The 25304-nt window shown below is 62.6% G+C and carries 26 protein-coding genes; 10 read left to right on the plus strand and 16 right to left on the minus strand.

The genetic code is table 11. The features are described from left to right. Positions 1-9 precede the first annotated feature (9 nt). Together ACMU_RS14205 and ACMU_RS14210 are read left to right on the plus strand one after the other, a co-directional pair. The gene (locus ACMU_RS14205; RefSeq protein WP_035260799.1) at positions 10-714 is read left to right on the plus strand and encodes a DUF599 domain-containing protein; all 705 of its coding nucleotides are present in this window, start codon (positions 10-12) and stop codon (positions 712-714) included. Further along, positions 711-1064 (plus strand): hypothetical protein, encoded by a 354-nt coding sequence (locus ACMU_RS14210; protein ID WP_035260801.1) that lies wholly within the window; start codon positions 711-713, stop codon positions 1062-1064. The genes ACMU_RS14205 and ACMU_RS14210 overlap by 4 nt, the downstream gene beginning before the upstream one ends. Here ACMU_RS14210 and ACMU_RS14215 read toward each other — a convergent pair whose 3' ends face one another. From ACMU_RS14215 to ACMU_RS14230, 4 genes are read right to left on the minus strand one after another with little or no spacing between them, the layout of a single operon-like run. Next, a complete protein-coding gene (locus ACMU_RS14215; RefSeq protein WP_035260803.1) occupies positions 1065-3134 on the minus strand; it encodes a membrane protein in 2070 nt (689 codons plus the stop codon). After that, entirely contained in the window at positions 3131-5881 is a 2751-nt protein-coding gene (locus tag ACMU_RS14220; protein WP_035260805.1) for a DUF4159 domain-containing protein, read from the minus strand. Before ACMU_RS14220 ends, ACMU_RS14215 begins: the two co-directional genes overlap by 4 nt. Continuing rightward, complete coding sequence (locus ACMU_RS14225) at positions 5881-6762, minus strand: DUF58 domain-containing protein (RefSeq protein WP_035260807.1); 882 nt, start codon at positions 6760-6762, stop codon at positions 5881-5883. Before ACMU_RS14225 ends, ACMU_RS14220 begins: the two co-directional genes overlap by 1 nt. Then, complete coding sequence (locus tag ACMU_RS14230) at positions 6759-7766, minus strand: AAA family ATPase (protein WP_035260810.1); 1008 nt, start codon at positions 7764-7766, stop codon at positions 6759-6761. Before ACMU_RS14230 ends, ACMU_RS14225 begins: the two co-directional genes overlap by 4 nt. A gap of 85 nt (positions 7767-7851) precedes the next feature. Here ACMU_RS14230 and ACMU_RS14235 point away from each other — a divergent pair, with 85 nt between their 5' ends. Further along, the gene (locus tag ACMU_RS14235; RefSeq protein ID WP_035260813.1) at positions 7852-8415 is read left to right on the plus strand and encodes a DUF1285 domain-containing protein; all 564 of its coding nucleotides are present in this window, start codon (positions 7852-7854) and stop codon (positions 8413-8415) included. 231 nt (positions 8416-8646) lie between these two features. Here the strand turns inward: ACMU_RS14235 and ACMU_RS14240 are convergent, their stop codons facing one another. The 5 genes from ACMU_RS14240 to ACMU_RS14260 form a co-directional block, all read right to left on the minus strand. After that, positions 8647-9438: a crotonase/enoyl-CoA hydratase family protein gene (locus ACMU_RS14240; RefSeq protein ID WP_035260814.1), complete on the minus strand. Its 792-nt coding sequence runs from the start codon at positions 9436-9438 to the stop codon at positions 8647-8649. Positions 9439-9486: 48 nt separating this feature from the next. Continuing rightward, complete coding sequence (locus tag ACMU_RS14245; RefSeq protein ID WP_035260816.1) at positions 9487-10203, minus strand: hypothetical protein; 717 nt, start codon at positions 10201-10203, stop codon at positions 9487-9489. 18 nt (positions 10204-10221) lie between these two features. Beyond that, the gene (polA, locus tag ACMU_RS14250; protein ID WP_035260818.1) at positions 10222-13020 is read right to left on the minus strand and encodes a DNA polymerase I; all 2799 of its coding nucleotides are present in this window, start codon (positions 13018-13020) and stop codon (positions 10222-10224) included. A gap of 76 nt (positions 13021-13096) precedes the next feature. Continuing rightward, positions 13097-13762, minus strand: a complete 666-nt coding sequence (locus tag ACMU_RS14255; RefSeq protein ID WP_051588359.1) for a TIGR02117 family protein — start codon at positions 13760-13762, stop codon at positions 13097-13099. Beyond that, positions 13759-13941: a zinc-finger domain-containing protein gene (locus tag ACMU_RS14260; RefSeq protein ID WP_035260819.1), complete on the minus strand. Its 183-nt coding sequence runs from the start codon at positions 13939-13941 to the stop codon at positions 13759-13761. Before ACMU_RS14260 ends, ACMU_RS14255 begins: the two co-directional genes overlap by 4 nt. Positions 13942-14029: 88 nt before the next feature. Between ACMU_RS14260 and ACMU_RS14265 the strand changes: the two genes are divergently transcribed. Continuing rightward, positions 14030-14965 carry an ABC transporter ATP-binding protein gene (locus ACMU_RS14265; RefSeq protein ID WP_035260821.1) on the plus strand — a complete coding sequence of 312 codons (936 nt, stop codon included), beginning with the start codon at positions 14030-14032 and terminating at the stop codon, positions 14963-14965. Here the strand turns inward: ACMU_RS14265 and ACMU_RS14270 are convergent. From ACMU_RS14270 to ACMU_RS14280, 3 genes are all read right to left on the minus strand, one after another. Continuing rightward, positions 14962-15429 (minus strand): DUF1203 domain-containing protein, encoded by a 468-nt coding sequence (locus ACMU_RS14270; protein ID WP_035260823.1) that lies wholly within the window; start codon positions 15427-15429, stop codon positions 14962-14964. The genes ACMU_RS14265 and ACMU_RS14270 overlap by 4 nt on opposite strands. Positions 15430-15588: 159 nt before the next feature. Continuing rightward, a complete protein-coding gene (locus ACMU_RS14275) occupies positions 15589-15972 on the minus strand; it encodes an HIT domain-containing protein (protein ID WP_035260824.1) in 384 nt (127 codons plus the stop codon). Positions 15973-15980: 8 nt separating this feature from the next. Continuing rightward, positions 15981-17558, minus strand: a complete 1578-nt coding sequence (locus ACMU_RS14280; RefSeq protein WP_035260825.1) for a DUF5928 domain-containing protein — start codon at positions 17556-17558, stop codon at positions 15981-15983. A 144-nt stretch (positions 17559-17702) separates the two neighbouring features. Between ACMU_RS14280 and ACMU_RS14285 the strand changes: the two genes are divergently transcribed. After that, positions 17703-18521 (plus strand): sulfotransferase family protein, encoded by an 819-nt coding sequence (locus ACMU_RS14285; RefSeq protein WP_035260827.1) that lies wholly within the window; start codon positions 17703-17705, stop codon positions 18519-18521. Continuing rightward, positions 18521-18925 (plus strand): DUF3052 family protein, encoded by a 405-nt coding sequence (locus ACMU_RS14290; protein ID WP_051588360.1) that lies wholly within the window; start codon positions 18521-18523, stop codon positions 18923-18925. Before ACMU_RS14285 ends, ACMU_RS14290 begins: the two co-directional genes overlap by 1 nt. Here ACMU_RS14290 and ACMU_RS19510 read toward each other — a convergent pair. Further along, positions 18917-19687, minus strand: a complete 771-nt coding sequence (locus tag ACMU_RS19510) for a hypothetical protein (RefSeq protein WP_161635687.1) — start codon at positions 19685-19687, stop codon at positions 18917-18919. The two genes, ACMU_RS14290 and ACMU_RS19510, sit on opposite strands and share 9 nt — an antisense overlap. A gap of 79 nt (positions 19688-19766) precedes the next feature. Here ACMU_RS19510 and ACMU_RS19515 point away from each other — a divergent pair, with 79 nt between their 5' ends. Next, a complete protein-coding gene (locus tag ACMU_RS19515) occupies positions 19767-20201 on the plus strand; it encodes a MarR family winged helix-turn-helix transcriptional regulator (protein WP_051588361.1) in 435 nt (144 codons plus the stop codon). A 93-nt stretch (positions 20202-20294) separates the two neighbouring features. Further along, complete coding sequence (locus tag ACMU_RS14305; protein ID WP_051588362.1) at positions 20295-21110, plus strand: phosphate ABC transporter ATP-binding protein; 816 nt, start codon at positions 20295-20297, stop codon at positions 21108-21110. Here the strand turns inward: ACMU_RS14305 and ACMU_RS14310 are convergent. Further along, complete coding sequence (locus tag ACMU_RS14310) at positions 21107-21706, minus strand: TetR/AcrR family transcriptional regulator (protein WP_035261092.1); 600 nt, start codon at positions 21704-21706, stop codon at positions 21107-21109. The genes ACMU_RS14305 and ACMU_RS14310 overlap by 4 nt on opposite strands. A gap of 75 nt (positions 21707-21781) precedes the next feature. Here ACMU_RS14310 and ACMU_RS14315 point away from each other — a divergent pair, with 75 nt between their 5' ends. Then, on the plus strand, positions 21782-22570 hold the full coding sequence (locus ACMU_RS14315; protein WP_161635688.1) for an SDR family oxidoreductase: 789 nt from the start codon (positions 21782-21784) through the stop codon (positions 22568-22570). 90 nt (positions 22571-22660) lie between these two features. On the opposite strand, the gene ACMU_RS14320 is transcribed toward ACMU_RS14315, so the two are convergent. After that, positions 22661-23647, minus strand: a complete 987-nt coding sequence (locus ACMU_RS14320) for an adenosine kinase (protein ID WP_035260838.1) — start codon at positions 23645-23647, stop codon at positions 22661-22663. After that, positions 23644-24288: an endonuclease III gene (nth, locus tag ACMU_RS14325; RefSeq protein WP_035260840.1), complete on the minus strand. Its 645-nt coding sequence runs from the start codon at positions 24286-24288 to the stop codon at positions 23644-23646. The genes ACMU_RS14320 and nth overlap by 4 nt, the downstream gene beginning before the upstream one ends. A 142-nt stretch (positions 24289-24430) precedes the next feature. On the opposite strand from nth, the gene ACMU_RS14330 reads away from it, so the two are divergent. Next, positions 24431-25288 (plus strand): bifunctional helix-turn-helix domain-containing protein/methylated-DNA--[protein]-cysteine S-methyltransferase, encoded by an 858-nt coding sequence (locus tag ACMU_RS14330; RefSeq protein WP_035260841.1) that lies wholly within the window; start codon positions 24431-24433, stop codon positions 25286-25288. Positions 25289-25304: the final 16 nt, after the last annotated feature.

The following is a 25304-nucleotide window of genomic DNA, read 5'->3' on the forward strand; positions in this document are numbered from 1 at the left end:
GTTGACCACATGGATATGATGTTCGGATTGCAGCAGTTTTCACCGCTCGACGCCGCAGGCGCAGTGATGTTGTTGGTCGCGTGGCTTGGAATTGGCATGTGGATCGAAAATTCCAGCGGCAATTACCCCTCTGTAAGCCGCCTTATGACCGGTTACCGGCGCGATTGGCTGCGGCACCACATCACACGAGAGCCAAGGGTATTTGACGCCATGGTGCTGGCGAACCTGCGCAATGGCACCACGTTTTTTGCTTCGGGCTGCATGCTGGCAATCGGTGGTACATTGGCCTTGTTGGGCAATCTTGATCCAATAGAAGGGCTGGCGCGGGATCTTGCCTTGCAAAACGTGCACCGGGCCGTGATCGAGACCAAGCTGATCGTGCTGATGCTGATGCTGGCCAAGGCATTTTTCAACTTTGTCTGGTCGCACCGGGTCTTTGGCTATTCCAGTGTGCTAATGGGCGCTATTCCGAATGACCCCAAGGACGCCAATGCGCAATTGCGCGCCGATCAGGCGGCCGAGTTGAACATTCTGGCAGCCCGCAGTTTCAATCGCGGTCTGCGTACAATCTATTTTGCACTGGCCTGTCTGGCCTGGGTTCTGGGCCCGTGGGCCCTGATAATCGCAACGCTCGCGACATTTTTAGTTGTCTGGCGGCGAGAGTTCAGTTCTCATTCCCGCAAAGTCCTGCTTAACAAACCGCCTGCGCCATGACCCGTATTGCCTTGATCCTTGCCCTCACCGCCCTGCCAGCCGTTGCAGGGGATGTCGAAATTGTTGCCGCCGAAGCAACCCCATCGGGCGATGCGTGGCGGTTCAGCGTGACCCTGCGCCATGCCGACACCGGGTGGGATCACTATGCCGACGGGTGGGAAGTTTTGGGCCCCGATGGAAACCGCCTTGGCTTTCGCGAGCTGTTGCATCCACATGTGAACGAGCAACCTTTTACCCGCTCGCTCAATGGCGTGCAGATCCCCGGTGGCGTGACCGAGGTAACGATCCGTGCCCATGACAATGTGCATGGCTGGGCCGAGGAAACCCTGACGCTCACTTTGCCCCGCTGATCAACGTCGCCCTTCGCGCAGCCACGCCATCACGGCAAATCCAGCGGCCAGCAACAGCATCAGCCAGGCCGGCGCCAGAGCGTTCAGCGTGATATCGGTGGTCAAATAGGCGTTGCGCGGTGTGATCCCCAGCCAGCCGCGCCCGGCAGCCACTCGTCCCTCGCGCACCTGCCGCAGATCCGGCATCCCATCTGCCAGCCGCATTATTCCACCGCCGGTCGCATCAACCGCCGGGGCCAGGACATCGCCGGTGGACACGGTTGCAACAAACTCTCGCGGCGCGCTGGGACCAAGCCCTGCCACGGCGGTCAGATCGCCATCGCTGAGCCGGTAAAGCCCATCCTCGGGCGCTTCGAACACACCGGTGAATAGACCCGGCCGCTGTTCTTCCAATGGCATGACGGTGACCGTACCGTCGGGTCCGGTGATCTGAACCTCGCGCGGGTCCTCGGAAAGCGACCGACGCAAAACCGTCAGCCGCTGGCCTTCCGCGCTGGTGGTCAGGGCTTCTTCCTCCAGCTCGGGTTCCTTCATCATCCAATGCGCCAGCCGCCGCAGCAGTTCCAGTTGCGGCCCGCCGCCTTCGAAACCGCGGCTCCACAGCCATGCATGGTCCGAGGCCAACAGCGCCACCCGCCCGTCGTCCACCCGGTCCAGCAACAACAACGGCCGGTCCTCGATCCCGGTCATGACAAGTTGGCCGCGTTCCGGCGCCACGTCGACCAGCCGCATCCAACGGCCCCAGCCGGGGCCCAACTGCCCGGGCTCTGCCGGCCAGTCCGCGTCCAGCCCTTCGGTCACCGGGTGCCGTTGGCCCAATTCCGAAACCTGCGGGCGAAATCCCTGCTCTACGACACGTGCTGTCGGTGCACCGGGAAGTATTTCGGCCAATGGCGAGCGATATATCGAGTCCGCCGACGCAAAATCCGGCCCCGCCGCGACCAGAACCGCGCCGCCACTGCGGACATACTCGGCAACATTCTCCAAGTAGATCGCCGGCAGAATGCCTCGTCGTTTGTAACGGTCAAAGATGATCAGGTCGAACTCGTCGATCTTTTCCAGAAACAGTTCCCGCGTTGGAAACGCGATCAGCGACAGTTCGCTGACCGGCACGCCGTCCTGCTTTTCCGGCGGGCGCAGAATGGTGAAATGCACGAGATCAACCGAGCTGTCGGATTTCAGCAAGTTGCGCCATGTCCGCTCGCCCGCATGCGGTTCACCCGACACCAGCAGCACCCGCAGCCGATCGCGAATACCGTTAATTTGCACCACGGCGGCATTGTTGCGCCCTGTCAGCTCGCCCTCAGCTTCGGGCACCTCGAAACGGATCACGTTAATCCCGCCATGGCTGAGGGTCAGCGGCAATTCGATTTCCTGGCCCACCGGCACCTGGACAATCGTTGGTGTCTCGCCATCTATGCTGATGGCCAACTGGGTAAAGGTGTTGTCTTTGGGCGCATTGCCCTGATCTTCGACCCGAAGCGTCAGCATCACTTCTTCATCAAGAATGGCAAAGGCAGGCGCGTTTTGCAGAACAAGGCGACGGTCCCAGTCGCTGTCTTGCCCGGTCAAGAGCGTGTGCATCGGGGCCGGCAGTTGCGGGGCGTTCTGCAGGTCATGCACCTGACCATCGGTCAGCAACAGCACACCGGCCACCCGCCCGCGTGGCAGTTCGGCCATCTGTGCGGCCAAGGCGCTTAGAACAAGACTGCCCCCGTCGCCCGGGTCATCCCCTACGCGAACGATCCGCAGCTCGGTGTTTGGCAGCGCGGCAATCCGCGCCTCGACCCGCTCGATCGCCTGCTGCGTTTGCGCCGGCCGATCCGCCAAACGTTGCGAGGCGCTGCCGTCCACAACCAACACCACGATGTCGCTGAGGGCCTGACGCTCCTCGTGTTGCAGCGATGGGTTGACCAGCGCCAGTGCCAGAGCCAGCGCCGAGGCCAGACGCCACCACCGCCCTGCAATCCCGCGCCAAAAGCCCAGCGCAAGGATCGCCAGCGCGAACAGCGCTAATACGGCCAAAACCGCCAACGGCAAAAGTGGATCAAAGACGATGTCGCCGTTCATTGGCCCAACCTGTCCAGCAGAGCAGGCACATGCACCTGATCCGATTTATAGTTGCCGGTCAGCACGTGCATGATCAGGTTGATGCCAAACCGATAAGCAACTTCGCGCTGCCGCTCGCCAGTATAGCCACGACCGACCGGGAACATCTGGAACCCGTTCTCGTCGACGGCCCACGCCGTTGCCCAGTCGTTGCCGCCCAGAACCACCGGGGTCACGCCGTCATTGAGGTTGCGAAAGGGCATGCCCTCGACCTTTTCGGCATCTGGCGGCGCCGCCTCGACCCAAACATCGCGGCTGTTATGGCGACCGGGGAAATCTTGCAGCAGGTAAAAGGCCCGTGTCAGGACATGATCCTCGGGGATCGGCTCCAAAGGTGGAATGTCCAGCGGGCGGGCGAGTTCCTGCAGGTGCCGCCCTTCGGGACTGTTGCCTGAGAAGCGGGCGATATCGGCATCGCGCGTATCGAACATGATCATGCCGCCGCTGCGCAGATACCTGTTCAGGCGGGCATAGGCCTCGGCCGAAGGTACGTTTTGCGAAAGGGTGACAGGCCAGTAAAGAAAGGGATAAAGCGACAGGTCAGCCGTTTCCAGATCCAGTCCAACGGGTTCGACCGGCTCAACCGATGTCCGCTGAAACAGCTTCTGTGACAGGCCCAACAGCCCTGCTTGCGATACGCGATCCACCTGCGCGTCGCCCGTTAAAACATATGCCAGAACCACCTCGGACGCGGCATTGATGATCGCCAGATCGTCAGACGTCTGTGCGTGGGTTTCTATGGGCGTTACTGCCAATACAGCCACAACAGCCATCGCATTACGCAGCCGCCCGGTCAGCAGCAGGCTGGCCAGAATATCGATCATCAAAAGCAAAGCCGCCAACGCCAAAGCCGGACCTTTCAACGAGGTTTCACTGGCAACGGCCAACCCCTCAACCACTGTGCCTGCGGGCCACGTAGCCGTTTCGATTGTATCCTCTGGCCCCAAAGTATTCAGCGCGATGCGTCGTTCGCCGCTCGCATACAGCCCCGGTGGGCTGAGAGGGCCGGGTTGGGCTCCGGCAAGGGTTTCACCAGCAACCCCGGCAAGGGTTGCGGCATCGCCGGCCTCGCCAAAAGCATCCAACACCAGCTGTGGTTGAAACACTGCACCAGCCAGGTCCTCGGCGGTTGGCTGCGGCGGACGGGTGGACACGGCCAGCCGCTCTAGCATCTGCACATAAAGCCCCGACAGGGGCAGCGATGACCATTCGGCATTTGCCGTGACATGGAACAGGATCACTTGCCCCTGACCAATCTTCTTTCGCGTGACCAGCGGTGTACCATCCTGCAACGTGGCGATGGTGCGTTCAGCCAGATTTGGCCCCGGTTGCGCCAGCACCTGCGCGGTGACGGTAACCTCATCAGGCACGGGCAGCCCAAAGAAGGGCGACCCCTCGGGGAAGGCCTGCAGGGTCTTTGGTGCACCCCAACTCATTGCGCCACCCACCGTGCGCCCACCCGAGCGCAGACGGACGGGCATCAACGCATCTTCGGTCGCGCGGCTGATGTCGCTGGCGGCCAGACGTGGCCCGGCAAAGCGCACCAACAAGCCACCCCGATCCACCCAGTCCAGCAACGCTGCCTGCTCGCCCCCCGCCATCTGCGCCACATCGGCCAGAACAACAACGTCAGGATTGGCCAGCAACACGTCCAGCAAATCGCCATCGATCAGATCTGCGCTGACTTCCAATGCCTGTCGCAGATAATGGAGCGGCGCCAACAATTGCAGCCCTTCGCGTTCATCCCGCCCCGACAGCAACGCAACCTCGCGCCGTTTCAAACTGTCATCCGTCAAAGCGACCGAGCCCGCGCTGCGTTGTATGGGCAGCGAGAACCTGCTGATCCGGTTGCGCAGCTCGGGCGGCAGTTCGAACCGAGCCGTGGCCATCGCGTCGCCCGACTCGAATACCGCTGTTACACGGGCCAGGTCGCGCCGCGCACCCGAAGGGTCCAGCCCCGTGGCAACCACGCTTACCTCGTCGGCATTTTCAACGGAATTGCGCAGCACCGGCACCTCGATCGCGCCGCTACTAAAGGCCGCGCCTCGCAGGGCAAAAACAGGGGTAGCACTTTGAAATACGGTCAGTTCACCGCGATCCGACAATGCCTGAACCACCGCGTTGCGGCCCTCGTGAAACAGGCCATCGGCGACCCAGAACGTGTCGAACGCGCCCTCTTGCGCTTCGACCCATTCGGCCAACGCAATCAAATCGGGCCGCCATGGGTTCGGCTGTACACTGGGCAGACGGGTTTGCCATTCTGCGGCGGACTGGAACGGCGCCCCATCCGCAGGCAGGTCTGTCGCCAACGCCACGGCAGTCGCGCGGCCCTTACGCGCCGCGTCCTCCAAAATTGCATCCACACGTGCCATACGCCCGGCCCAGTCGCGCGCATCCGCCCAGCCGCCGTCGATCAGCACCAAGAGCGGACCGCGCCCGTCCACCGGCGGTTTGGGGTTCAATACCGGCCCGGCAAAGCCGACAATCGCCGCCGCCACTGCAAGCAACCGCAATAGCAACAGCCACCAAGGTGTGCGGTCCGACGTGTTGTCATCATCGCGCAGGCCCAGCAACAGAACCACGCCCGGGAACCGTTTGCGGATCGGGGCGGGCGGCACTGCCCGCAACAACAACCACAGAACGGGCAATACAGCCAGCGCCAGAAGGATCAGCGGCGTCGTGAAACCTATGGGGCCAATGATCCACATCAGTGCACTTTCTCCAACGCGCGATAGATCCACAGCAACGCCTGCAGGGCCGGATCGCCGGTATGGTGCGTTTCGAACTGCCATCCCGCGGCGCGGGCAAGTGTTGCGATCTGATCGCGGCGTTCAGCCAGCCGTTCCAGATAGCGCCCACGCAGGTCGCCTGCCTTCAACGTTTCATGCTGCAGACCGCCCCCCATGCTTTCGAAAATCGTGCGGCCATCATAGGGGAAGGCCTCTTCGACGGGGTCAAGAACCTGTACCAATGCACCAACCACTCCGCGATCCGCTGCCTTGGCCAACGCCAGTTCCAGCGGCGCAATATCACCAAGAAAGTCAGACAGATACAGAGCACGCGAATTAGGCCTCAGCGCGCGCGATTCTGCTGCGCCATAGTCATCCGATGTTTGATCTTCGCTGAGGGTTTCCGCCAGACGCAAAAGTTGCAGGCTACCGCGCCGGGGCGGCAGGGCCAGGCCCGCCAGGCCCACGCGCTCGCCCCCATCCATCAACAACACCGCCGCTGCCATCGCCAGCAGTCGCGCTCGGGCCGATTTATTAGGCCGGGCATTGTCGCCGCTGAACTGCATGGATTGAGCATTGTCTACCCACAGAACAACGCTCTGCGCCGCCTGCCACTCCTTTTCACGTACGTAATGCGCATCCGAACGGCCCGATCGGCGCCAGTCAATCCGCCGCAGCGGGTCGCCCGGCATGGCGGGGCGGTATTGCCAGAACTCGTCGCCCTGCCCGGCGCGTCGCCGCCCGTGTTCACCCATCAGGACCGTGGCCGCCAGATGCCGCGCTTCGGCCAGAAGCGGTGGAAGCGTCGCGGCCAGCGCTTGCGCGTCTGACCTCAGGGATGCCGCGGCGGGATGGCTCACGCGGCGTCCTCGGCCCGGCGCAAGGTTGCGGTGACGGTGGACAGGATCTCGGTCAGGTCCTCGCCCCGCGCCCGCGCGGCAAAGCTCAACGCCATGCGATGTTTCAGAACCGGTGCGGCCATATCCAGTACGTCATCGGGCGATGGGGCCAACCGGCCATCCAGCAGCGCCCGTGCGCGCACCATCAGCATCAGCGCCTGCGCCGCGCGTGGCCCCGGCCCCCACGAGACATTCTCGCGGATCGCTGCGGGGGCGTCATCAGCCTCGGGGCGGCAGGCACGGACCAGATCCAGGATCAGGGCCACCACGTCATCGCCCACGGGCATCCGGCGCAGAACAGTCTGTGCAGCCAGCAATTCCTCGCCGGTGAAAACTTCATGAGCCTCGGCCTCGGACGCGCCAGTGGTCGCCAGCAGGATGTCATGCTCGGTTGCGCGATCTGGGTAGGGGACGTCGATCTGCACCAAAAACCGGTCCAGCTGCGCCTCTGGCAGCGGATAGGTACCTTCCTGTTCAATTGGGTTCTGCGTGGCCAGAACGTGGAACGGTGCCTCAAGCGCGTGTTCCTGCCCGGCAATCGTCACCGCCTTTTCCTGCATCGCCTGCAGCAGCGCGGATTGCGTGCGCGGGCTGGCGCGGTTGATCTCGTCGGCCATCAGCAATTGGCAAAAGATCGGGCCTTTTACAAAACGAAAGGCGCGCGCGCCGTCCTCGCCGGTTTCCAGTACTTCCGAGCCAAGGATGTCGGCGGGCATCAGGTCGGGGGTGAACTGCACGCGTGCACCGTTCAGCCCCATAACCGTCGACAACGCATGCACCAGTCGCGTTTTGCCCAGGCCAGGAAGGCCAACAAGCAAGCCGTGCCCCCCGCACAACAAGGCGCCAAGTGTCAAATCCACAACGCGCGGCTGTCCGATGAAACGCTTGCCAATACTGTCGCGGGCCTCGGCCAGTTTGCCGCCCAATGCTTCAATGTCAGCAACCAGTTGCGCGTCGTCACTCATGACATATCTCCCTGCCCTGTTTATATACCTACATTAAAGGCGAGTATGCCCGCCCGCACAAAGGGCAAAATGCAAGAAAGGACAAATGATCGTGAAACCCGGTACCGAGAGCCTGGCGAAAGCTGCGAAAGACGCCTCTCGAAAGGGGCCGCCGCCTGTGCATCTTTGGAATCCGCCCTTTTGCGGTGATCTGGACATGCGGATCGCGCGCGATGGGACGTGGTTTTACCTTGGGACCCCGATTGGACGGCCGGGCCTGGTCAGGCTGTTCTCATCGATTCTGCGCAAGGATGGCGACGATTTCTTCCTGGTCACGCCGGTCGAAAAAGTGGGCATCACCGTCGACGACGCCCCCTTTGTCGCGCAGGATTTCTCGATCACTGGCAATGGCTTAGACCAGGTTGTCACCTTCACCACCCATGTCGGCGACACCGCCTCTGCGGGCCCCGACAACCCCATCCGGGTGGAACGCGACCGCACAACCGGCGAGCCGTCGCCCTATGTTCTGATCCGCGCGAATCTGGAGGCGTTGATCGACCGCAAAAGCTTCTACCGGCTGATCGACCTGGGCGTGGAACACGACGGTCAGTTCGGCATTTGGTCAAACGGCACCTTTTTCCCGTTCATTCCGGTTAGTGAGCTGATTTAAAACAATTTTCTCGCCAATCCACTGCATTCGCACAGAATCACGGTTCCCAAACCATGCACGCAGCGCGCGGTGCAGCGCCGAAAAACCGGGCAGCCGGGACCACGTGCAGAAACTTGCAGGTTTTGTTTAAAGTTTGACGGACCCAAAACCGCGAAGGTTAAACTTTGCCCCCGCCGTTTTCGCTGAATTTGCAAGTTTCACCACCGGCGGCCGACCCGTTCGGCGCTGGCGTCAGCGAAACTTGGGCGGGCGGTTTTGCATGCCGGCCATCACGGCCTCGACCTGGTTCGGGCTGCCGATCAGGTCGGCCTGCAACGCGGCCTCCAGCGCCAGTGCATCGGGCGTGGCCCAGGCGGCCTCGACCATCGTCTTGGTGGCGCGCACCGCATCGGGGGAACGCGCCGACAGCTCGGCCGCCATCGCCTGCGCGGCGGCGTGCGGATCGTCGGCGATGCGGGTGATCAGACCCATGCCCAGCGCCACATCCGCGTCCAGCACCCGGCCGGTCATGATCAGGTCTTTGGCCAAATCGGCGCGCAGCAGTTTCGGCAGGCTTTGGGTCAGCCCCATATCCGGGATCAGGCCCCATTTCGCCTCGCGGATCGACAGGCGGGCGTCGGGTGCGGCGATGCGGAAATCGGCCGCCAGCGCCAGCTGCATGCCCGCGCCATAGGCCACGCCGTCAATCGCGGCGATCACCGGCACCGGCAGATCCTGCCATGCCACGCATGGCGCCTGAAACCGGTTGGCCCCGCGCGGGCCGTTGCCCACGGCCATCTGCGCCTTGACCGCGTCCATATCGCCGGCGAATTCCATGAACATCGACGTGTCGAGCCCCGAAGAGAAACACCCGCCAGCCCCGCGCAGGATCACCGCGCGCAAGCCGTCGCGCGTGGCCAGTTGGGCGGCCATGTCGGCCAGGCCATCAAAGGTGTCCCACACCCAGGCATTCTTGCGGTCGGGACGGTTCAGGCTGACGGTGGCAATTCCGTCAGCCTCGGTCAGGGTCAGGATATCGGTCATGGGCCAACTATGTTGGCAGCCCGCCCCGCGCGCAACAGGAACGCAGGGTCAGTGTGCCGGGGCGCCGGATGCGGCAGCCTTTAGCGCATTCAGATCATCGCTGAACGACGCGCAGTATTTCAACGCACGTTTCAACAGCTTGCGGGAACGCGGCGCAATCTCGGCCAAAGCGACGTCTTGTGTCCCGGTGATCTGGCAGAAAAGGGCAAGGCAAAACGCCCGCGTTTCCTGCCGCATATACCCCTGCCATCCCAATTGTTCGGCCCCCGACATCGAGATCACGCCAAAGCCAGAGGTTATGCAATGCAGGTCGGTGGCCAGTTCCTCTTCCGCCGGGTCCATGTCCAAAGGGGTTTCAGCGTTGTTCAGCCGATGGTGTAAAACCTCGTGCACAAGGATCGAGAGGAATCCGATTTTTGCGTTCATCAGTGCGGGGTCATAGCGGATCATCGCGCCGCCTTCGTCATCGCCCTGCCATGTGCCCGCGACCGAGGCCAAATCCTGGTAATTATGCCGGTATTCCGCCGGCAACACATCGGCTTGGGCAACGTGGATGACGGCATCCGGTATCTTCAGGTGGTCCTGGATGGAGCGCACCAGACCCAGAACCGTTTCGTCGGGCGTGCCCGATCCGGATGGGAAAAAAGAGGCGTTTGGCAGGATCAGCGGGGTTTGCGCCGAAAGGATGCCCTCGGCAATCGCCCATTCAAACTGGTCAAATACCCAGTCGCGTGTGTCGGCCTCAACGTCAAACTTGAAAAACAAATCAACCTCTTAACTAAATCAATGTGCCTGAGCCCAGTTGTCGCCCTGCCCGGCATCAACCACCAGCGGCACGTCCAGATGCACGGCGGGGTGCGCGGCGCTTTCCATGATGTCGCGGACGCGGGCGATGGTGGGTTCCACCCCGTCCTCGGCCACTTCGAACAGCAATTCGTCATGCACCTGCAACAGCATCTTGGCGGGCAGGCCCTCGATGGCGGCGGGCATGCGGATCATGGCGCGGCGGATGATGTCGGCAGCCGCCCCCTGAATGGGCGCGTTGATCGCGGCGCGTTTGGCAAAGCCCGCATGGGGGCCCTTGGCGTTGATCTCGGGCGTGTGGATCTTGCGGCCAAAGAGCGTCTGGACATAGCCGTGTTCCTTGGCGAAGGCGACGGTGTCGTCCATGTATTCCTTGATGCCGGGGAAGCGTTCGAAATAGCGGTCGATAAAGCCCTGCGCCTCGGCCCGGGGGATACGCAGGTTGCGCGCCAGGCCAAAGCCCGAGATGCCGTAGATCACGCCGAAATTGATCGCCTTGGCTTGGCGGCGGATTTCGGGTGTCATCTCGTCCAGCGGCACGTCGAACATTTCGGACGCGGTTGAGGCGTGGATGTCCTGGCCCTCGCGGAAGGCCTGTTTCAGGCTGTCGATGCCGGCGACATGGGCGAGGATGCGCAGCTCGATCTGGCTGTAATCGAGCGAGACGATGACATTGCCGGGTTCGGCCACGAAGGCCTCGCGGATGCGGCGGCCATCCTCGGTTCGGACGGGGATGTTTTGCAGGTTCGGGTCGGTCGAGGCGAGGCGCCCGGTATTGGCGCCGGTCTGCACGTAAGAGGTATGCACGCGGCCGGTTTCGGGGTGGATATGTTCCTGCAGCGCGTCGGTATAGGTCGATTTCAGCTTGGACAGCTGGCGCCAGTCGAGGATGCGCGCGGGCATGTCGTGTTCGGTGGCCAGATCCTCCAACACATCCGCGGGGGTAGAATATTTGCCGGTTTTGCCCTTTTTGCCGCCGGGCAGGGCCATTTTCTCGAACAGGATTTCGCCCACCTGCGCGGGGCTGCCGACGTTGAAGGTTTCGCCGGCCAGTTCGTGTATCTCGGCCTCGAGCCCGGCCATTTTCTGGGCGAAGGCGTTGGACATGCGGCTGAGGGTGTCGCGGTCAACCTTGATGCCCGACATCTCCATTTTGGCCAGAACCGGCATCAGGGGGCGTTCCATCACCTCGTAAACTGTGGTGACCTGTTTGCGGTGCAGTTGCGGCTTGAAGATCTGCCACAGGCGCAGGGTGATGTCGGCGTCTTCGGCGGCGTATTTGACCGCCTCGTCGACCGGGACGCGGTCGAAGGTGATGGCGGATTTGCCGGTGCCCAGCAGGGTTTTGATCGGGATGGGCGCGTGGCTTAGGTAGCGTTCCGACAGCACGTCCATGCCGTGATTGTGGATGCCTGCGTTCAGCGCGTAGGACATCAGCATCGTGTCATCGCAGGGCGCCACGTCAAGGCCGAGGCGGGCGAAGATCTTGGCGTCGTATTTGGCGTTCTGAAAGATTTTCAGGATGGCGGGGTCGGCCAGCATGGGTTTCAGCATGGCCAGAGCCTGATCGGCATCCATCTGGCCTTCGGCCAGCTGGTCGCTGCCAAACAGGTCGTCGCTGCCATCCTTGTGGGTCAGCGGCACATAACAGGCATCGCCCGGTTCAACACACAGGCACACGCCCACCAGATCGGCGCGCATTTCGTCCAGGCCGGTTGTCTCGGTATCCACGGCCACATAGCCGCGTTTATGCGCCTGGTCGATATAGCGTTGCAGGGCTGCGGCATCGCGCACGCATTCGTATTTGTCGGCGTCGATGGGGGGCAGTTCGGGGGCCTCGGCCTGATCGGCAGTCTTCTCAGGCTCGGCGATGACCAGGGGTTCGACACCCAGAATGTCGGCCACGCGTTTGGTCAGCGTGCGGAACTCCATCTCGGCCAGGAATTTCATCGCAACCTCGGCGTCGGGGTCTTTGACCTCCAGCGCTTCCAGCGGCACGTCCAGCGGCGTCTGGTCGTCCAGCGTCACCAGCTTTTTCGACAGCTCAATCTGCGCGCGGTTGTCGATCAGGGTCTGGCGGCGCTTGGGTTGCTTGATCTCTTCGGCGCGGTCCAGAAGGCTTTCCAGATCGCCATATTCGTTGATCAGAAGGGCCGCGGTTTTCACCCCGATCCCCGGCGCGCCGGGCACGTTATCGACGCTGTCACCGGCCAGCGCCTGCACGTCGATCACCCGGTCGGGGCCCACGCCGAACTTTTCCTCGACCTGTTCCACGCCGATGCGCTTGTTTTTCATGGCATCAAACATCTCGACCCCGCCGCCGACCAGCTGCATCAGGTCTTTGTCGGAGCTGATGATGGTCACGCGGCCACCAGCCTCGCGCGCTTCGCGGGCATAGGCGGCGATGATGTCGTCGGCCTCATACCCCTCGCGCTCGATACAGGCGATGTTGAACGCTTTGGTCGCCTCGCGGGTAAGGGGGAACTGGGGCACCAGATCCTCGGGCGCGGGGGGGCGATTGGCCTTGTATTTGTCATACATGTCGTTGCGGAACGACTTGCCGGAATAGTCAAAGATCACCGCCACATGGGTAGGCGCGTCGGGGCCTTTGTTATCTTCGACCATCTTGAAGATCATGTTGCAGAACCCGGCCACTGCGCCGATTGGCAGCCCGTCGGATTTTCGTGTCAGCGGGGGCAGCGCGTGAAAGGCGCGAAAGATAAAGGCCGATCCGTCGATCAAATGCAGATGACAGCCCTTGCCGAATCCTTCGCTCATGTCAGCCCCCTTTGATGTTCGCGACAGCCCGCAATTGATGGCACGGATCGCGGCGCGCTTCCACCCGGAAGCTGACCTATGGTGACAGATGGCCAAAGCGGCGCAGCGACAGCCGCACCGCCTGCGGTGTGGGCGTCCAGACGCCAAAGCGCAGACCCGTCGCGCGCAGCATATCCCCCACCCACACGTTGCAGGTGCGCCAGATATTGAACCGCCCGGCGGCGTGATAAAACGCCGATTGCCCGTCATAGGCCCGCAGCACCCCGGCATCGGGCGCAAAGCTGCCACGGATCGCGGCCAGAAGGCGCGTGTATTGGTCAGTGGTCAGCGCCAGCGAGTCGATACCTTGCGTCACGTCGATGGCACCGAAAGTTGACGCGCGCAGCACCGAGGTGTCGCCAAACACCCCCTTGGCCGTGGCGCGCAGGCTGACATCGGTATAGGTGCCGACGGTGGTGTAGAAGTCGCGCGCGCCCCAGCCGATGATCAGCCACTCGGCCCGCGGATCGCCGACAAACACGCCGCCATCGGCCAGAAACCCGAAGGTTTCGCGCGTCTCCGGCGTCAGCGGCAGCAGGAAATCATAGTGGATCGGCCCCGAGATCAGGCCAACCGTCATCGCGGGCGGCCCGTCAGCGGCACCGCCACCGGCCGGGATCAGCGCACCGCCAAACCCCGCCAGAACGTAGAGAATGGGAAGAGACAGCAGCGCCGCGAGCCATCGCAGCGCCCGGCGTATCACTGCAATTTGTCAGCGAACGACGTGTGGATGTATTTCTTGTCGCAATAGGGGCAGATTACGAAACCCACATCCTTGGGGATGGTCAGCCACACGCGCGGATGGCCCAATGCGCCCTCGCCGCCATCGCAGGCCACGCGCCATTGGTCGGTGATTTCGATCTCTTGGGCCTGGGTGGTCATGGGTCTTTCGCTCCGCTAAACGCTCGCCTATTTCGGTCGGGCATGATAGCGAAAGCGCAGCCATGAGCAAGGCCAAGGGGGTGCCCAAATGACCAGAAACGCGATTGAGATACAGGCTTTGCGCAAAACCTACCGGCCGGCGGGCAATCAGCCCCCCAAAGAGGCCCTTAAAGGTGTTGATCTGGCGATTCGGGCCGGGTCGATCTTTGGCCTTTTGGGGCCAAATGGCGCGGGCAAATCGACGATGATCAACATTCTGGCCGGGCTTGTCGTCAAGGACAGCGGCAGCGTGCGCATCTGGGGGTTTGATCAGGACGAAAACCCGCGCCAGTCGCGCGCCTCGATCGGGGTGATGCCGCAGGAGCTGAACCTTGATCCGTTTTTCACCCCCCGCGCCGCGCTGGACGTGCAGGCCGGTCTTTACGGCGTGCCGCGGGCCGAACGCCAGACCGACCGCATTCTGGAGATGATCGGGCTGACCGACAAGGCCGATGCCTATGCGCGCTCGCTGTCGGGTGGCATGCGGCGGCGGCTTTTGCTGGGCAAGGCGCTGGTGCATACGCCGCATGTGCTGGTGCTGGACGAGCCCACCGCCGGGGTCGATATCGAGCTGCGCCAGATGCTGTGGGAAAACGTGCGGCAGCTGAACCGCGACGGCATGACGATCATCCTGACGACCCACTATCTGGAAGAAGCGCAAGAAATGTGCGACGAGATCGCCATCATCAACCACGGCGAACTGATCGCGCAGGACAAGACCGAGGCGCTGGTGGGCCGGATCGACAGCAAAACGCTGGTCATCCACCCCGAAGGCGCGGTGCCCGCGGCGCTGGACCTGCCGCAGGGCGTCAGCCAGTGCCGCCGCCCCGACGGCGCGCTGGCGCTGACCTATCGGCGCGGCCAGATCACCACCGGCAAGGTGCTGGACGCAGCGCGCGACGCCGGCATTGCCATTCGCGACGTGGCCACCGAAGAGGCCGATCTGGAAGACGTGTTTGTCGCCCTGACCTCGTCGCGCGGTTAACCCGCACGCTCCACCCGCGCCTGGTAACAATTGTTGCGCGCCGACCGAACGTGCACAAAGGCAACGGCCTCATCTGCCAGAATGGCGGCACAGACCGCCTGCAACCCGCCGGCCGGGGCGATCTGGCCCGTGCCATAGACAATCCGCTCATCGGCCCCATAGCCACGCACCAACATCTCGCTTTCGGCGAAAATCTCGGGCAGACCCGGGCCGGAAAAAGCGGCGCAGTCCTGGGCACAGACAAAGACCGGCCCGCATTCGGCATAGGGATGTATGTCGGCGAAAGGGCGGTGCGCAAGCACCAGCGCCGGCGCGCCCACGGGAATGTATGACAAGCAATGGCGGCACTGAAACCCGTCGCTGGTGATCGTGCAACGCTCTGGGCTCTGCCCATTGGCATCCGCCGCACCACGGCGGTAACCGTCAACACTGTCCGTTGGAACGGGCAAAAAGGTCAGGTTCATGGAAGGCTCCCCTTGGAAATCCAACCCAACCTATTGCCCCCGGTTGCCCCAAGCGACCCGGATCCTGTGCAAAAGCCCCGCCTGCCCCACGCGCCCGCCCGAGCGCGCAGGCCGAATGGCCGAGCAGCGAGACATCATGCGCGCCGCAAGGCGCACCGTTTAATCCATCTTCGGCAACATCCGGCCCAGGTTTCGACCGCCCAGCACGTGCACATGCATATGCGGAACTTCCTGAATGGCCGCTTCACCCGCGTTGGCGACCAAACGCCAGCCGTCGCCACCTTCGCCGGGCTGCACTCCGGTCATGCGGCACACTTCCCCCACGGCGCGGGTCAGATCGATGATTTCTGCGTCGCTGGCGTTCTGCGCAAAGTCGTCATAGTTCACGTAAGCCCCCTTGGGGATCACCAGCACATGCACAGGCGCTTGCGGCGCGATATCCCGGAACGCCAACGAATGCTCTGTCTCCAGAACCGTATCATTCGGAATTTCGCCCCGCAGGATTTTCGCAAAGATGTTTTGGGTGTCGTAGTCATACGCCATGGCGGTCCTCAATCGACAAACAGATAGTGGGTCGACGCAATCTCATGCGCCTTTTCGGGCGGCACGTCCAGAAATTCTGCCAGCGCTTCGGTATTCTCTTCGGCTGTCCGGCTTTCGTGAATGCGATAGAGATGCGGGAAATTCGCATCCCGGATACGGTCGCTTTCAAACACCACGTCGTACCGGATGGTCGGCAGCAGCCGGTCCACGGTTTCCTGCGGCGTGCGTTCGCCTGCAAGGCCAACCCGTTTGGCGTGGCCGATCAGGTAATCGTCGCTGAAATCCGTCTTGATCTCTAACAGCTTTGTCACCGACCGGTCCGAATAGAAATCATGCATCAGGTCCAGGTTCGACGGGTCAAGACAGATCATCAACCGGTTGGTGTCGTAATAATCAAACAGCATCCGCATCAGCGCCCGGCGGTGGCGGGTGCGTTTTTCCAGCGTCGTCTGGATGCCCCCCAGATCCGGCAGCGCGGTGCCTTCCTCGTTGAACAGGTATTCGATGCCGGGAACGTTGGTGGCTTGCCGCGCCTGATCCAGCAGGCGCTTGGCCACGTGCCACTTCTTGCAGGTGATGATCATCAGCTCGCGCTCGCGGCCCAGGCTCGATTCGGTTTCCCAGAACCTTTGGGCAAACCGGCGGCCGATCCGGCCCCGCCCGGTCAGGAACTTGAACAGGCTGGGCCCCTCGCCCGAAATCGTGAACTGCGCATCATCGGTGGTGTAAAGCGCCCCCAGCCGCCGCCGCAGCTCGCGCGCCTCAGGCGAGATCTTGCGGGCAAACAGGTAGTCCTGGCTCAGCAGCAGATCGTAATGGTCATTATAAAAGACCAGCGGCATGCCATAGTCCGAGAACATCAGGAATGTCAGCGTGCGCGTCTCGATCTCGGCCTCGGGGACCAGATGGCGCACCAACGTCTGAAAGAAGGTTTCATCCGGGATCCACGTCGTCGCGAAAAAGCGCATCACGTCGCGCCGGTCGCGGGTGAATTTCAGCACCGCCTCGATGGTGCGGCGGCGCAGGCACCACCATTGGCTGCCAATCATGATCTGCAAATCGGCCGGTACTTTGCGGTCAAGGCCCAGCTTTTTCTGCAGGTTGAATGCCCCATAGAACAGTCGCTTTTGCGTGCGCTCGTTGAAATAGTGCCGGTAATGCAGCCGGTCACCCTTCATCCCGGTCTTGATCCAGTCGGATTCGAAGAAATCGAAGCTTTCGATGAAGTCCTTGTCCTGGCCGTCAAGGAAGGCGTGGGTATACGCGGCGGATTTGATCGGCATGCAGTCGCCGGACAGCATGTAGAAATGCGTGGCTTTCGGAAAGGCCTTTTCCGCCGCCTCGACCGCGTAAAGCGTTGCCTGCACCAAAGACCACGCGCCCCAGCCGCACTTGATCCGACGCCTGGCCATGACAACGTTTTCGTTGTCCCCCAAACCGTCGATAATCTTGTCAAAGTGGCTGCGTTTTGCGCGCGCATCGAAGTGAATCGCGACATAGTCCCCGGCCTCGGTCAGCCGCCGCGCCTGTTGAATGATCGCGTCGGGATCCTTGTGGCAAAGAAGGATGAAGGCAATTCGGGCCAAAACTCGTGTCCGCTCTTGTTGTTTGTTGTGCCGCTATTGAGACTAATTAACGTGAACAGCCGTTGAATAAACAGTATTTCTTTGCAATTTTGTGTGCATCAAACAGCCATCGGCGCGAACCGATGGTTTAGGAGGCATTTATTTATGGGTTTTCCCGGCACTTGGATGACCGAGAGCGAAAGCGTCGTCTACCGCGTGGTTCCGAAATGCGCGTGTTCGACCATTGGCCAGATCATGTTCTACGCCGACCACGGCGAATTCTTTGACGGCGACATTCACGATGCCACCTATGGCATCCACAAATGGGCCATCGACACCAGCCAGCCGGTGATCGAACGCCGCGTGAAGGCGCAGGAGACCTATGCCTTTACCTGCGTGCGCAACCCCTACTCGCGCATCCTGAGCTCGTTTTTCGACAAGATCTGCGGCATTCAGCGCAATGGGCGCCGGTATCGCGGCAATCTGGTGCCGCTGTTGATCCAGAAATACGGGATCGAAGTGGGCGGCGACGACGGCAAGGAAGAGTTCGACCAGATCGCGTCGTTCCGCCGGTTCCTGCTGTTTGCCCGCGACACCATCCGCTGGCGCCGTCCGATGGAGCCCGATATCCACTGGTCGGCCATGGCGGGCCATATCTCGACCTTCATCGTGAATGGCGGGCGTTACAACAACATCTTTTACACCGAGACATTCAACGAAGGCATGCAATCGGTGCTGGACGCGGTCGAGACCAAGCACGACGTGGTGCTGTCCGAGATCCCGCGGTTCAACGAATCCGAGGGCCACGGCCCCAAGCGCGCTCACCCGATCGAAGATTACTTCGACGATCTGTCCAAGCATCTGGTCTATGAGATCTACAAAAAGGATTTCGACCTGTTCAAATACGATTTCGAGAATCCGGGCAACAAGCTGCCCATCGGCGAGATCGACCTGGACGAGGTGCACGCCAAGCTGGGCGATTGATGGCCGGGTATTCCGGCAGACCCCTGGCCGCCAAGCTGGGCCTGAAACCGGGCATGGCGGCGTTTTGCATTGACGCACCGGATGACTACCCCGCGCTTCTGGGCCCCGACGCGGCGCCAGTTGCCGCCGTTGATGACATTCCTGACGGGGCAGAGTTCACGCACCTCTTCACCACCTCGCGCGCCGGTCTTCAGGCCCACCTGACCCGCGCCCGGGCGGTGATGGCACGCGACGGCATGGTGTGGGTCTCGTGGCCGAAGAAGGCATCCAAACGCCCCACCGAAGTGACCGAGGATGTCATTCGCGAAATTTGCCTGCCAATGGGCCTGGTCGACGTGAAAGTCTGCGCGGTGGACGGCGTGTGGTCGGGCCTGAAACTGGTGATCCGCAAAGAGCTACGCTAGCGCCCCGATCAGCGCCCGGTCACCCTTGTGGTAGCGCGCGACGTCAAACAGGTCGAAGGCCAGGCAGATCAGGGTGCTGGCCAGAAGCAGCGCCTTGTAGGGTGTGTCGATCCCGTCGATCAGCCACCAGGCCACCATCGGCACCCAGGGGATCAGGTGCCCCCAGCCCGCCGCGCGGCTGAGCCCGCCCATGCGGAAGGCAAAGGCCAGCAGGACCGGGCCGCAGGCGACATAGCCGATCAGGGTCACGCGGGCGAAATCTGACGGCACGAGGGTGAAGGCCCACAAGAATACGCCGTTCAGGAAGAACAGCCAGATCTTGACCCACAGTTTCATCGACAGCCATGTGCGCAGGATCTGCCGCAGATAAATGCCGGATGACACCCCGGCCGCGCCCTGTCCCAACATCCATAGTTGCGTCAGGCCCAGCGTTACAACGCCAAGCGCCACGGCCCATGTCAGCCCCACTCCCAGCGGCGTGGTCACCCAAAGCTGCGCCGCCAGCAGGCCCATCGAGCCCAAAAACCACGCCAGATCGCCAATGGAGAACCAGATCACCTCGTCCGGGCGCAGCTTGGCGCGGCGCGAGGCAAGGATCAGGTGCAGCCCGTTACCGATCAGACCCACGCCAAGCGCAAGTATCAGCCAGACCGGCGGCGTGCCCAGCGCCTGCGCAACCACTCCGGGCGCCACAGCAAAAAGCGCGCCAAAACCCAGGCACGAGGCCGCATTAACTTGCATGACGTGGCGAAGTGTGGGCATGGTAGCCTCCGAAACTTGTCAACTTTGCTTACAATGCGCGGAGTCACTCAACTTGTCAACTTCGTTTACAAGAAGCCCAATGCAGCTGGACCCGCCAGCGCCGATGACGTTGTTGTTGCAAACCGCGCAGACCTGGGTGGTGCATAGCCTGGACGCGCGGCTGGCCACGCGCGGCCACCCGTCGCTGACCGAGGCGCAGACGGCGCTGCTTTCGAACCTGGATTGCGGCACCACCTATGCCTCGGCCGTGGCGCACCGCATGGGCATCTCGCGGCAGGCCGTCTATCGCACGGTGCGCGAAATGGCGGAATTGGGGCTGCTGGAGCTGCAGGCCGATCCGGTGAAACGCAATCAGAAGCTGATCGTGATGACCGACAAAGCCAACGCGTTGGTTACCGACGCCCGCGCCGTTCTGGCCGAGATCGAGGCCGAGCTGGCCAACCGTATCGGCCCCGCCGACACTGCCGCTCTGCGCCGGGCGCTGGAGGCCGGGTGGGGCGACAGCCTGACGTGAACTTTTTGTGACAATCGCGCCGGTTTGATCTAGATCGAACCGCACCCGCGCGGTCTGAGCGACAATTGCGGCATCCCATAGACGGAGACCGCGATGCTTGACCACCCCCCTCTTCCCGCCTCGATCCATCATCCGGTGGGCAATAACACCGACCCGCTGATCGAGGTGCAGAACCTGAATTTCTGGTACGATCAGAAACATGCGCTGATTGATGTGGATTTCGACCTGTACCCGTCCGAGATCCTGGCCTTTATCGGCCCGTCCGGATGCGGGAAATCCACCGCGCTGAAGGTGCTGAACCGCATGCACGACACCACCCGCGGCGTGCGCATGACCGGGCAGGTTCTGATGGATGGCCACGACATCCACGCGCCCGATATCGACCCGCCCCTGCACCGGCGCCGCTTTGGCTGGGTTGCGCAGAAACCCAACCCCTTTGCCTCCTCGATCTTCGAAAACGTCGCCTATGGCGCGCGGCTGCACGGGTTGACCCGCAACCGCCCCGAACTGGACGCGCATGTGCAATCCTGCCTGCGCCGCGCCCATCTGTGGGACGAGGTCAAGGACCACCTGCACAGCAAGACCGGCACCGACCTGTCGGGTGGTCAGCAGCAACGCCTGTGCATCGCGCGCGCGCTGGCGACCGAGCCCGACGTGTTGCTGATGGACGAGCCCACCGGATCGATCGACCCGATCGCCACGGCCAAGATCGAGGCGCTGATGTCCAGCCTGAAACAGGATCACGCCATCGTTGTGATCACCCATTCGATGATGGAGGCCCGCCGCATTGCCGACCGGGTGGCCTATTTCCACCTTGGCCGGCTGTTGGAGATCGGGCCAACCGAGACGATGTTCACCCACGCCGACACCCCGCAGGCCAGGGCCTTTATCTCGGGCAAGTTCGGCTAGCCCAGATACCCGCGCGCAGCGCGGACCACCCGCGCCTGCACGGCGGCAAAATCCTGTGCGCCGGCCTGCGCGGCGGCATCGACCATCCCCTTGGTCAGCGCGATCAGGTCAAAGGCCACCTGGTCCGGGTCGGCCACGCCGTATCCCTTTAGGGTGCGCATGATCAGCGCCTGAATCTCAGCCTCGCGCGCGGCGGTTTCGGCATGCAGGGGCAACATCGGCTGCGCCGCCTCCAACACCCGCGCTAACGCGGGGCGGTCGGCATGGTGCCGGATCGAGGCCGCCACCAGCCGCTCTACCGCCACGTTGATCGGTGCATCCTGCAGCGATGCGGCCGCGTCGGTCAAATCGGCCAGCATCTGGTCGCGCATGGCCCGGATCAACTCGGCAATAATGGCCTCTTTCGACGGGAAATACTGGTACAGCGATCCCACGCTGACCCCGGCCAGTTCGGCGGCCAGATTCGTCGTCAGTCCCTCGGGGCCTTCGCGCTCCAGAATGCGAGCCGCAGCCTCCAGGATCGCCTCATAAGTCGCCGCCGACCGCCCCTGTCGCGGTTGTTTTCTTGGGAAAATCGCCTGTTTCGGATCAAGCATGGAACGCGAGTTTTTCTGATGGCCGGGTCGCGGCACCCTAACAGCAGATCAAACAGCTTCAAAACGGGAACTGCCATGAAGATTGACCTGAAAGGCCGCACGATCCTGCTGACTGGCGCCACGCGCGGCATTGGCCGCAAGATGACGGACCAATTGGTGGCCAGGGGGGCAAAGGTGCTGGCCATTGCCCGCGACGACAAGGCGTTGTGTGCGCTGGAGGCCTGCCATCCCGGCCGCGTCTTCGGGCTGGCCGCCGATCTCGGCCAGCCGGGCATGGCGCGGGCCGTTGCCAACTGGACCGCCGACCAGCATCCCGAATGCAGCGTGCTGATCAACAATGCCGCAGTGATGCATCAAGGAATGATCCGCGACCTGAACGAGGGGCAGATCAGCGACGAGGTCACGATCAACCTGACCGCCGCCATCACGCTGACCCGGCTGATGCTGCCGACACTGGAACGTCACCCGACCCCCGCGATTGTCAACGTGACCTCGGGGCTGGCCATCGCGCCCCTGGGCAATGCGGCGGTCTATTGCGCCACCAAGGCGGGCCTGCGCCATTTCACCAAGGTGCTGCGCCACCAGAAGCGCCGCGACCCCATGCTGGTGAGCGAGGCGATCATGACCCTTGTCGACACGTCCCTGTCGCAAGGCGCCCCGGAAAACAAAATGCCCGCAGACAAGGCCGCCGCCGCAATCCTGTCGGGCCTGCAACGCGGCAAAGCCGAGATCTGGGTGGGCAAAACCAAACTGCTCAGGGTGATCTGGCGGGTGTCACCGGCCATCGCTGACCGTATCATGCTGGAGGAAGGCGATCCCTCCCGCCGCCGTGTCCGCAAATCCGCGCTGGCCATTGCCGCCTGAACACCACCGCACGCCCGCAAGGGCGTGCCACGCCCAACGCCGGGCAAGCGGCTTCGCCGCGCTGTTCCGGGGGCGGGAGCCCCTTGCGGCCTAGATCAGACCTTTCTGCTGGAACAATACCTTCAGGTCGGTTTCGGGCCGGGCGCCAAAATGGCTGATCACCTCGGCCGCCGCGGCATTGCCCATGGCGCCGCAGATCGCCAGTTCTTGCCCTGTGGCATAGCCGTACAGGAACCCTGCGGCGAACTGGTCGCCCGCCCCCGTCGCATCCACCGGCACCACCTTGTTGACAGGGACCGAGACCTGCTCGTCCCCTTTCACCAGAACCACGTCATCGCCCGACCGGGTGCAGACAATCAGCCCGCTATCGGCCGCCGCCTGCTCCAACGCGCTGCTCAGATCGGTCTGATACAGCGATTCCCATTCGTGGCTGTTGCCAATCACGTAATCCAGCTCGCGCACCAGGCGGCGGAAATCGTCGCGGTGGCGGTCCACGCAGAACGGATCGCTCAGCGCGATCCCGGTTTTGCCGCCCGCATCGCGGCACACTTTTACTGCGCGCTCGAACGCCTCTTTGCCTTTGGGCTTGTCGTAAAGATAACCCTCTAGGAACAGGATCTCGGCCTGCCCGGCCACGTCATCGGCCACGTCTTCCGGGCCCAGCTCGGCCGAGATGCCCAGATACGTGTTCATCGACCGCTCGCCATCGGGCGACACAAAGATCATCGACCGCGAGGTCGGCAGCTCGCCACCCGGCACCGGCGGGTTCACAAAATCCGTGCCGCCCACCGCCATCTCGCGGGCATAAAACTGGCCCAGCGCGTCGTCATGCACCCGGCCGATAAACCCGGTCTTCAGCCCCAGATTGCCCAACCCCGCCAGCGTGTTGGCAACCGAGCCGCCGGGCGCCTGCGTGCGGTCCTTCATCGCGCCATACAGCATCTCGCCGCGCTCGCGCTCGACCAGCTGCATGATGCCTTTCTGGATGCCCATCAGCTCCAGGAAGCTGTCATCGGACTGGGTCAACACGTCGACAATGGCGTTGCCGATACCGACAACCTGATAGGTTTTGCTCACGGGGTCTTCTCCTCGAACGGGCAGAGATTTCGGATGATGCACGCATTGCACAACGGCTTGCGCGCCTTGCAGGTATAGCGGCCATGCAGGATCAGCCAGTGATGCGCGTGCTGCTGAAACTCGACCGGAATGTTGTCTTCGATGGCGCGTTCCACCGCCACCACGTCCTTGCCCGGCGCAATGCCGGTGCGGTTGCCAACGCGAAAGATATGGGTGTCGACCGCCTGCGCGGGGTGTTTGAACCACATGTTCAGCACCACGTTGGCGGTTTTGCGCCCCACACCCGGCAGCGCCTCAAGCGCGGCGCGCGATGACGGCACCTGACCCAGATATTGTTCCGAAAGGATGCGGCTGAGCTTGATGACATTCTTGGCCTTCTGGCGATAAAGCCCGATGGTCTTGATATGCTCGATCAGCCCCTCTTCGCCCAGCGCCAGCATCTTGTCGGGCGTGTCGGCGATCTGAAACAGCGCCCGCGTGGCCTTGTTCACGCCCACGTCAGTGGCCTGCGCCGACAGCGCCACCGCCACCACAAGGGTGAAGGCATTCACATGCTCCAACTCGCCCTTTGGTTCGGCCTCTTGCGCCTGAAAGCGCGAAAAGATCTCGTGGATCGTATGATATCCAAGCTGCTTTGCCATACAGGGGGATATGCCCGCTTGACGCTGCGTGGACAAGGGGGGTTGGGCCCGGCGATCCACCCCGGTTCACATTCAATGCGCAAGAAACGGTTCGTTTGTGGCAGCGGGCGCGGCTAGGTTGGGGATCAATCGGAGGCTCGACATGAACGCAGAACCAAATCTGGAACAAGGTTACCATTATCAGGTTATCCGCCGCGCGATCGAAGCGATCGACAACGCCGGTGGTGCGCCCCTGTCGCTGGAGGCACTGGCCACCGACGTGTCAATGAGCCCTGCACATTTCCAGCGCGTGTTCAGTCAATGGGCAGGCGTGTCGCCCAAACGGCTGCAGCAATACCTGACGCTGGGCCATGCCAAGGCGCTGCTGGATGACCGGTTCACCACGCTGGACACTGCTTATCAGACCGGCCTGTCCAGCCCCGGCCGCCTGCACGACCTGTTCATGAAATGGGAGGCGATGAGCCCAGGCGAATACGCCCGGCAAGGTGCCGGGCTGACGATCCGCTGGGGCTGGTTCGAAAGCCCCTTTGGCCCGGCCCTGGTGATGGGCACCGACAAGGGGATTTGCGGTATCGGGTTTGCCGCCGAAACCGGGGCCGAAGCCACGATGACGGATCTGACCGGTCGCTGGCCAAAGGCCAAATTTGTCGAGGATGTCGCGTTTCTGCGCCCCATGGCGCGGGCGGCTTTTGGCGAAACCACCGATGCGCCGCGGCTGTACCTGATCGGCGCGCCGTTTCAGCTGAAAGTGTGGGAGGCGCTGTTGCGCATCCCCACCGGGCACGTGACCACCTATTCCGAGATCGCCACCACCGTGGGCCACCCCAAGGCGATGCGCGCCGTGGGCACCGCAGTGGGCCGCAACCCGGTCAGCTTTCTGATCCCCTGTCACCGGGCGTTGCGCAAGTCCGGCGGCCTTGGCGGCTATCACTGGGGCCTGCCGGTAAAGCGCGCGATGTTGGCATGGGAAGCTGCCCAAGCGGATGCCAAGGCCAGCTGACAAATCGGCGGTTTGC

It is taken from the genome of Actibacterium mucosum KCTC 23349 (assembly GCF_000647975.1).
GTDB classification, from domain to species: domain Bacteria; phylum Pseudomonadota; class Alphaproteobacteria; order Rhodobacterales; family Rhodobacteraceae; genus Actibacterium; species Actibacterium mucosum.

Coding starts and splice junctions, on each gene's coding strand:
- polA (WP_035260818.1), bottom strand. CDS start 13,020: ATGAGCGAAGGATTCGGCAAGGGCTGTCATCTGCATTTGATCGACGGA.
- nth (WP_035260840.1), bottom strand. CDS start 24,288: ATGGCAAAGCAGCTTGGATATCATACGATCCACGAGATCTTTTCGCGC.
- ACMU_RS14235 (WP_035260813.1), top strand. CDS start 7,852: ATGATCGTGAAACCCGGTACCGAGAGCCTGGCGAAAGCTGCGAAAGAC.
- ACMU_RS14205 (WP_035260799.1), top strand. CDS start 10: ATGGATATGATGTTCGGATTGCAGCAGTTTTCACCGCTCGACGCCGCA.
- ACMU_RS14285 (WP_035260827.1), top strand. CDS start 17,703: ATGGGTTTTCCCGGCACTTGGATGACCGAGAGCGAAAGCGTCGTCTAC.
- ACMU_RS14275 (WP_035260824.1), bottom strand. CDS start 15,972: ATGGCGTATGACTACGACACCCAAAACATCTTTGCGAAAATCCTGCGG.
- ACMU_RS14240 (WP_035260814.1), bottom strand. CDS start 9,438: ATGACCGATATCCTGACCCTGACCGAGGCTGACGGAATTGCCACCGTC.
- ACMU_RS14230 (WP_035260810.1), bottom strand. CDS start 7,766: ATGAGTGACGACGCGCAACTGGTTGCTGACATTGAAGCATTGGGCGGC.
- ACMU_RS14270 (WP_035260823.1), bottom strand. CDS start 15,429: ATGAACCTGACCTTTTTGCCCGTTCCAACGGACAGTGTTGACGGTTAC.
- ACMU_RS14215 (WP_035260803.1), bottom strand. CDS start 3,134: ATGAACGGCGACATCGTCTTTGATCCACTTTTGCCGTTGGCGGTTTTG.
- ACMU_RS19515 (WP_051588361.1), top strand. CDS start 19,767: ATGCAGCTGGACCCGCCAGCGCCGATGACGTTGTTGTTGCAAACCGCG.
- ACMU_RS14265 (WP_035260821.1), top strand. CDS start 14,030: ATGACCAGAAACGCGATTGAGATACAGGCTTTGCGCAAAACCTACCGG.
- ACMU_RS14220 (WP_035260805.1), bottom strand. CDS start 5,881: ATGTGGATCATTGGCCCCATAGGTTTCACGACGCCGCTGATCCTTCTG.
- ACMU_RS14305 (WP_051588362.1), top strand. CDS start 20,295: ATGCTTGACCACCCCCCTCTTCCCGCCTCGATCCATCATCCGGTGGGC.
- ACMU_RS14315 (WP_161635688.1), top strand. CDS start 21,782: ATGAAGATTGACCTGAAAGGCCGCACGATCCTGCTGACTGGCGCCACG.
- ACMU_RS14330 (WP_035260841.1), top strand. CDS start 24,431: ATGAACGCAGAACCAAATCTGGAACAAGGTTACCATTATCAGGTTATC.
- ACMU_RS14290 (WP_051588360.1), top strand. CDS start 18,521: ATGGCCGGGTATTCCGGCAGACCCCTGGCCGCCAAGCTGGGCCTGAAA.
- ACMU_RS19510 (WP_161635687.1), bottom strand. CDS start 19,687: ATGCCCACACTTCGCCACGTCATGCAAGTTAATGCGGCCTCGTGCCTG.
- ACMU_RS14260 (WP_035260819.1), bottom strand. CDS start 13,941: ATGACCACCCAGGCCCAAGAGATCGAAATCACCGACCAATGGCGCGTG.
- ACMU_RS14310 (WP_035261092.1), bottom strand. CDS start 21,706: ATGCTTGATCCGAAACAGGCGATTTTCCCAAGAAAACAACCGCGACAG.
- ACMU_RS14210 (WP_035260801.1), top strand. CDS start 711: ATGACCCGTATTGCCTTGATCCTTGCCCTCACCGCCCTGCCAGCCGTT.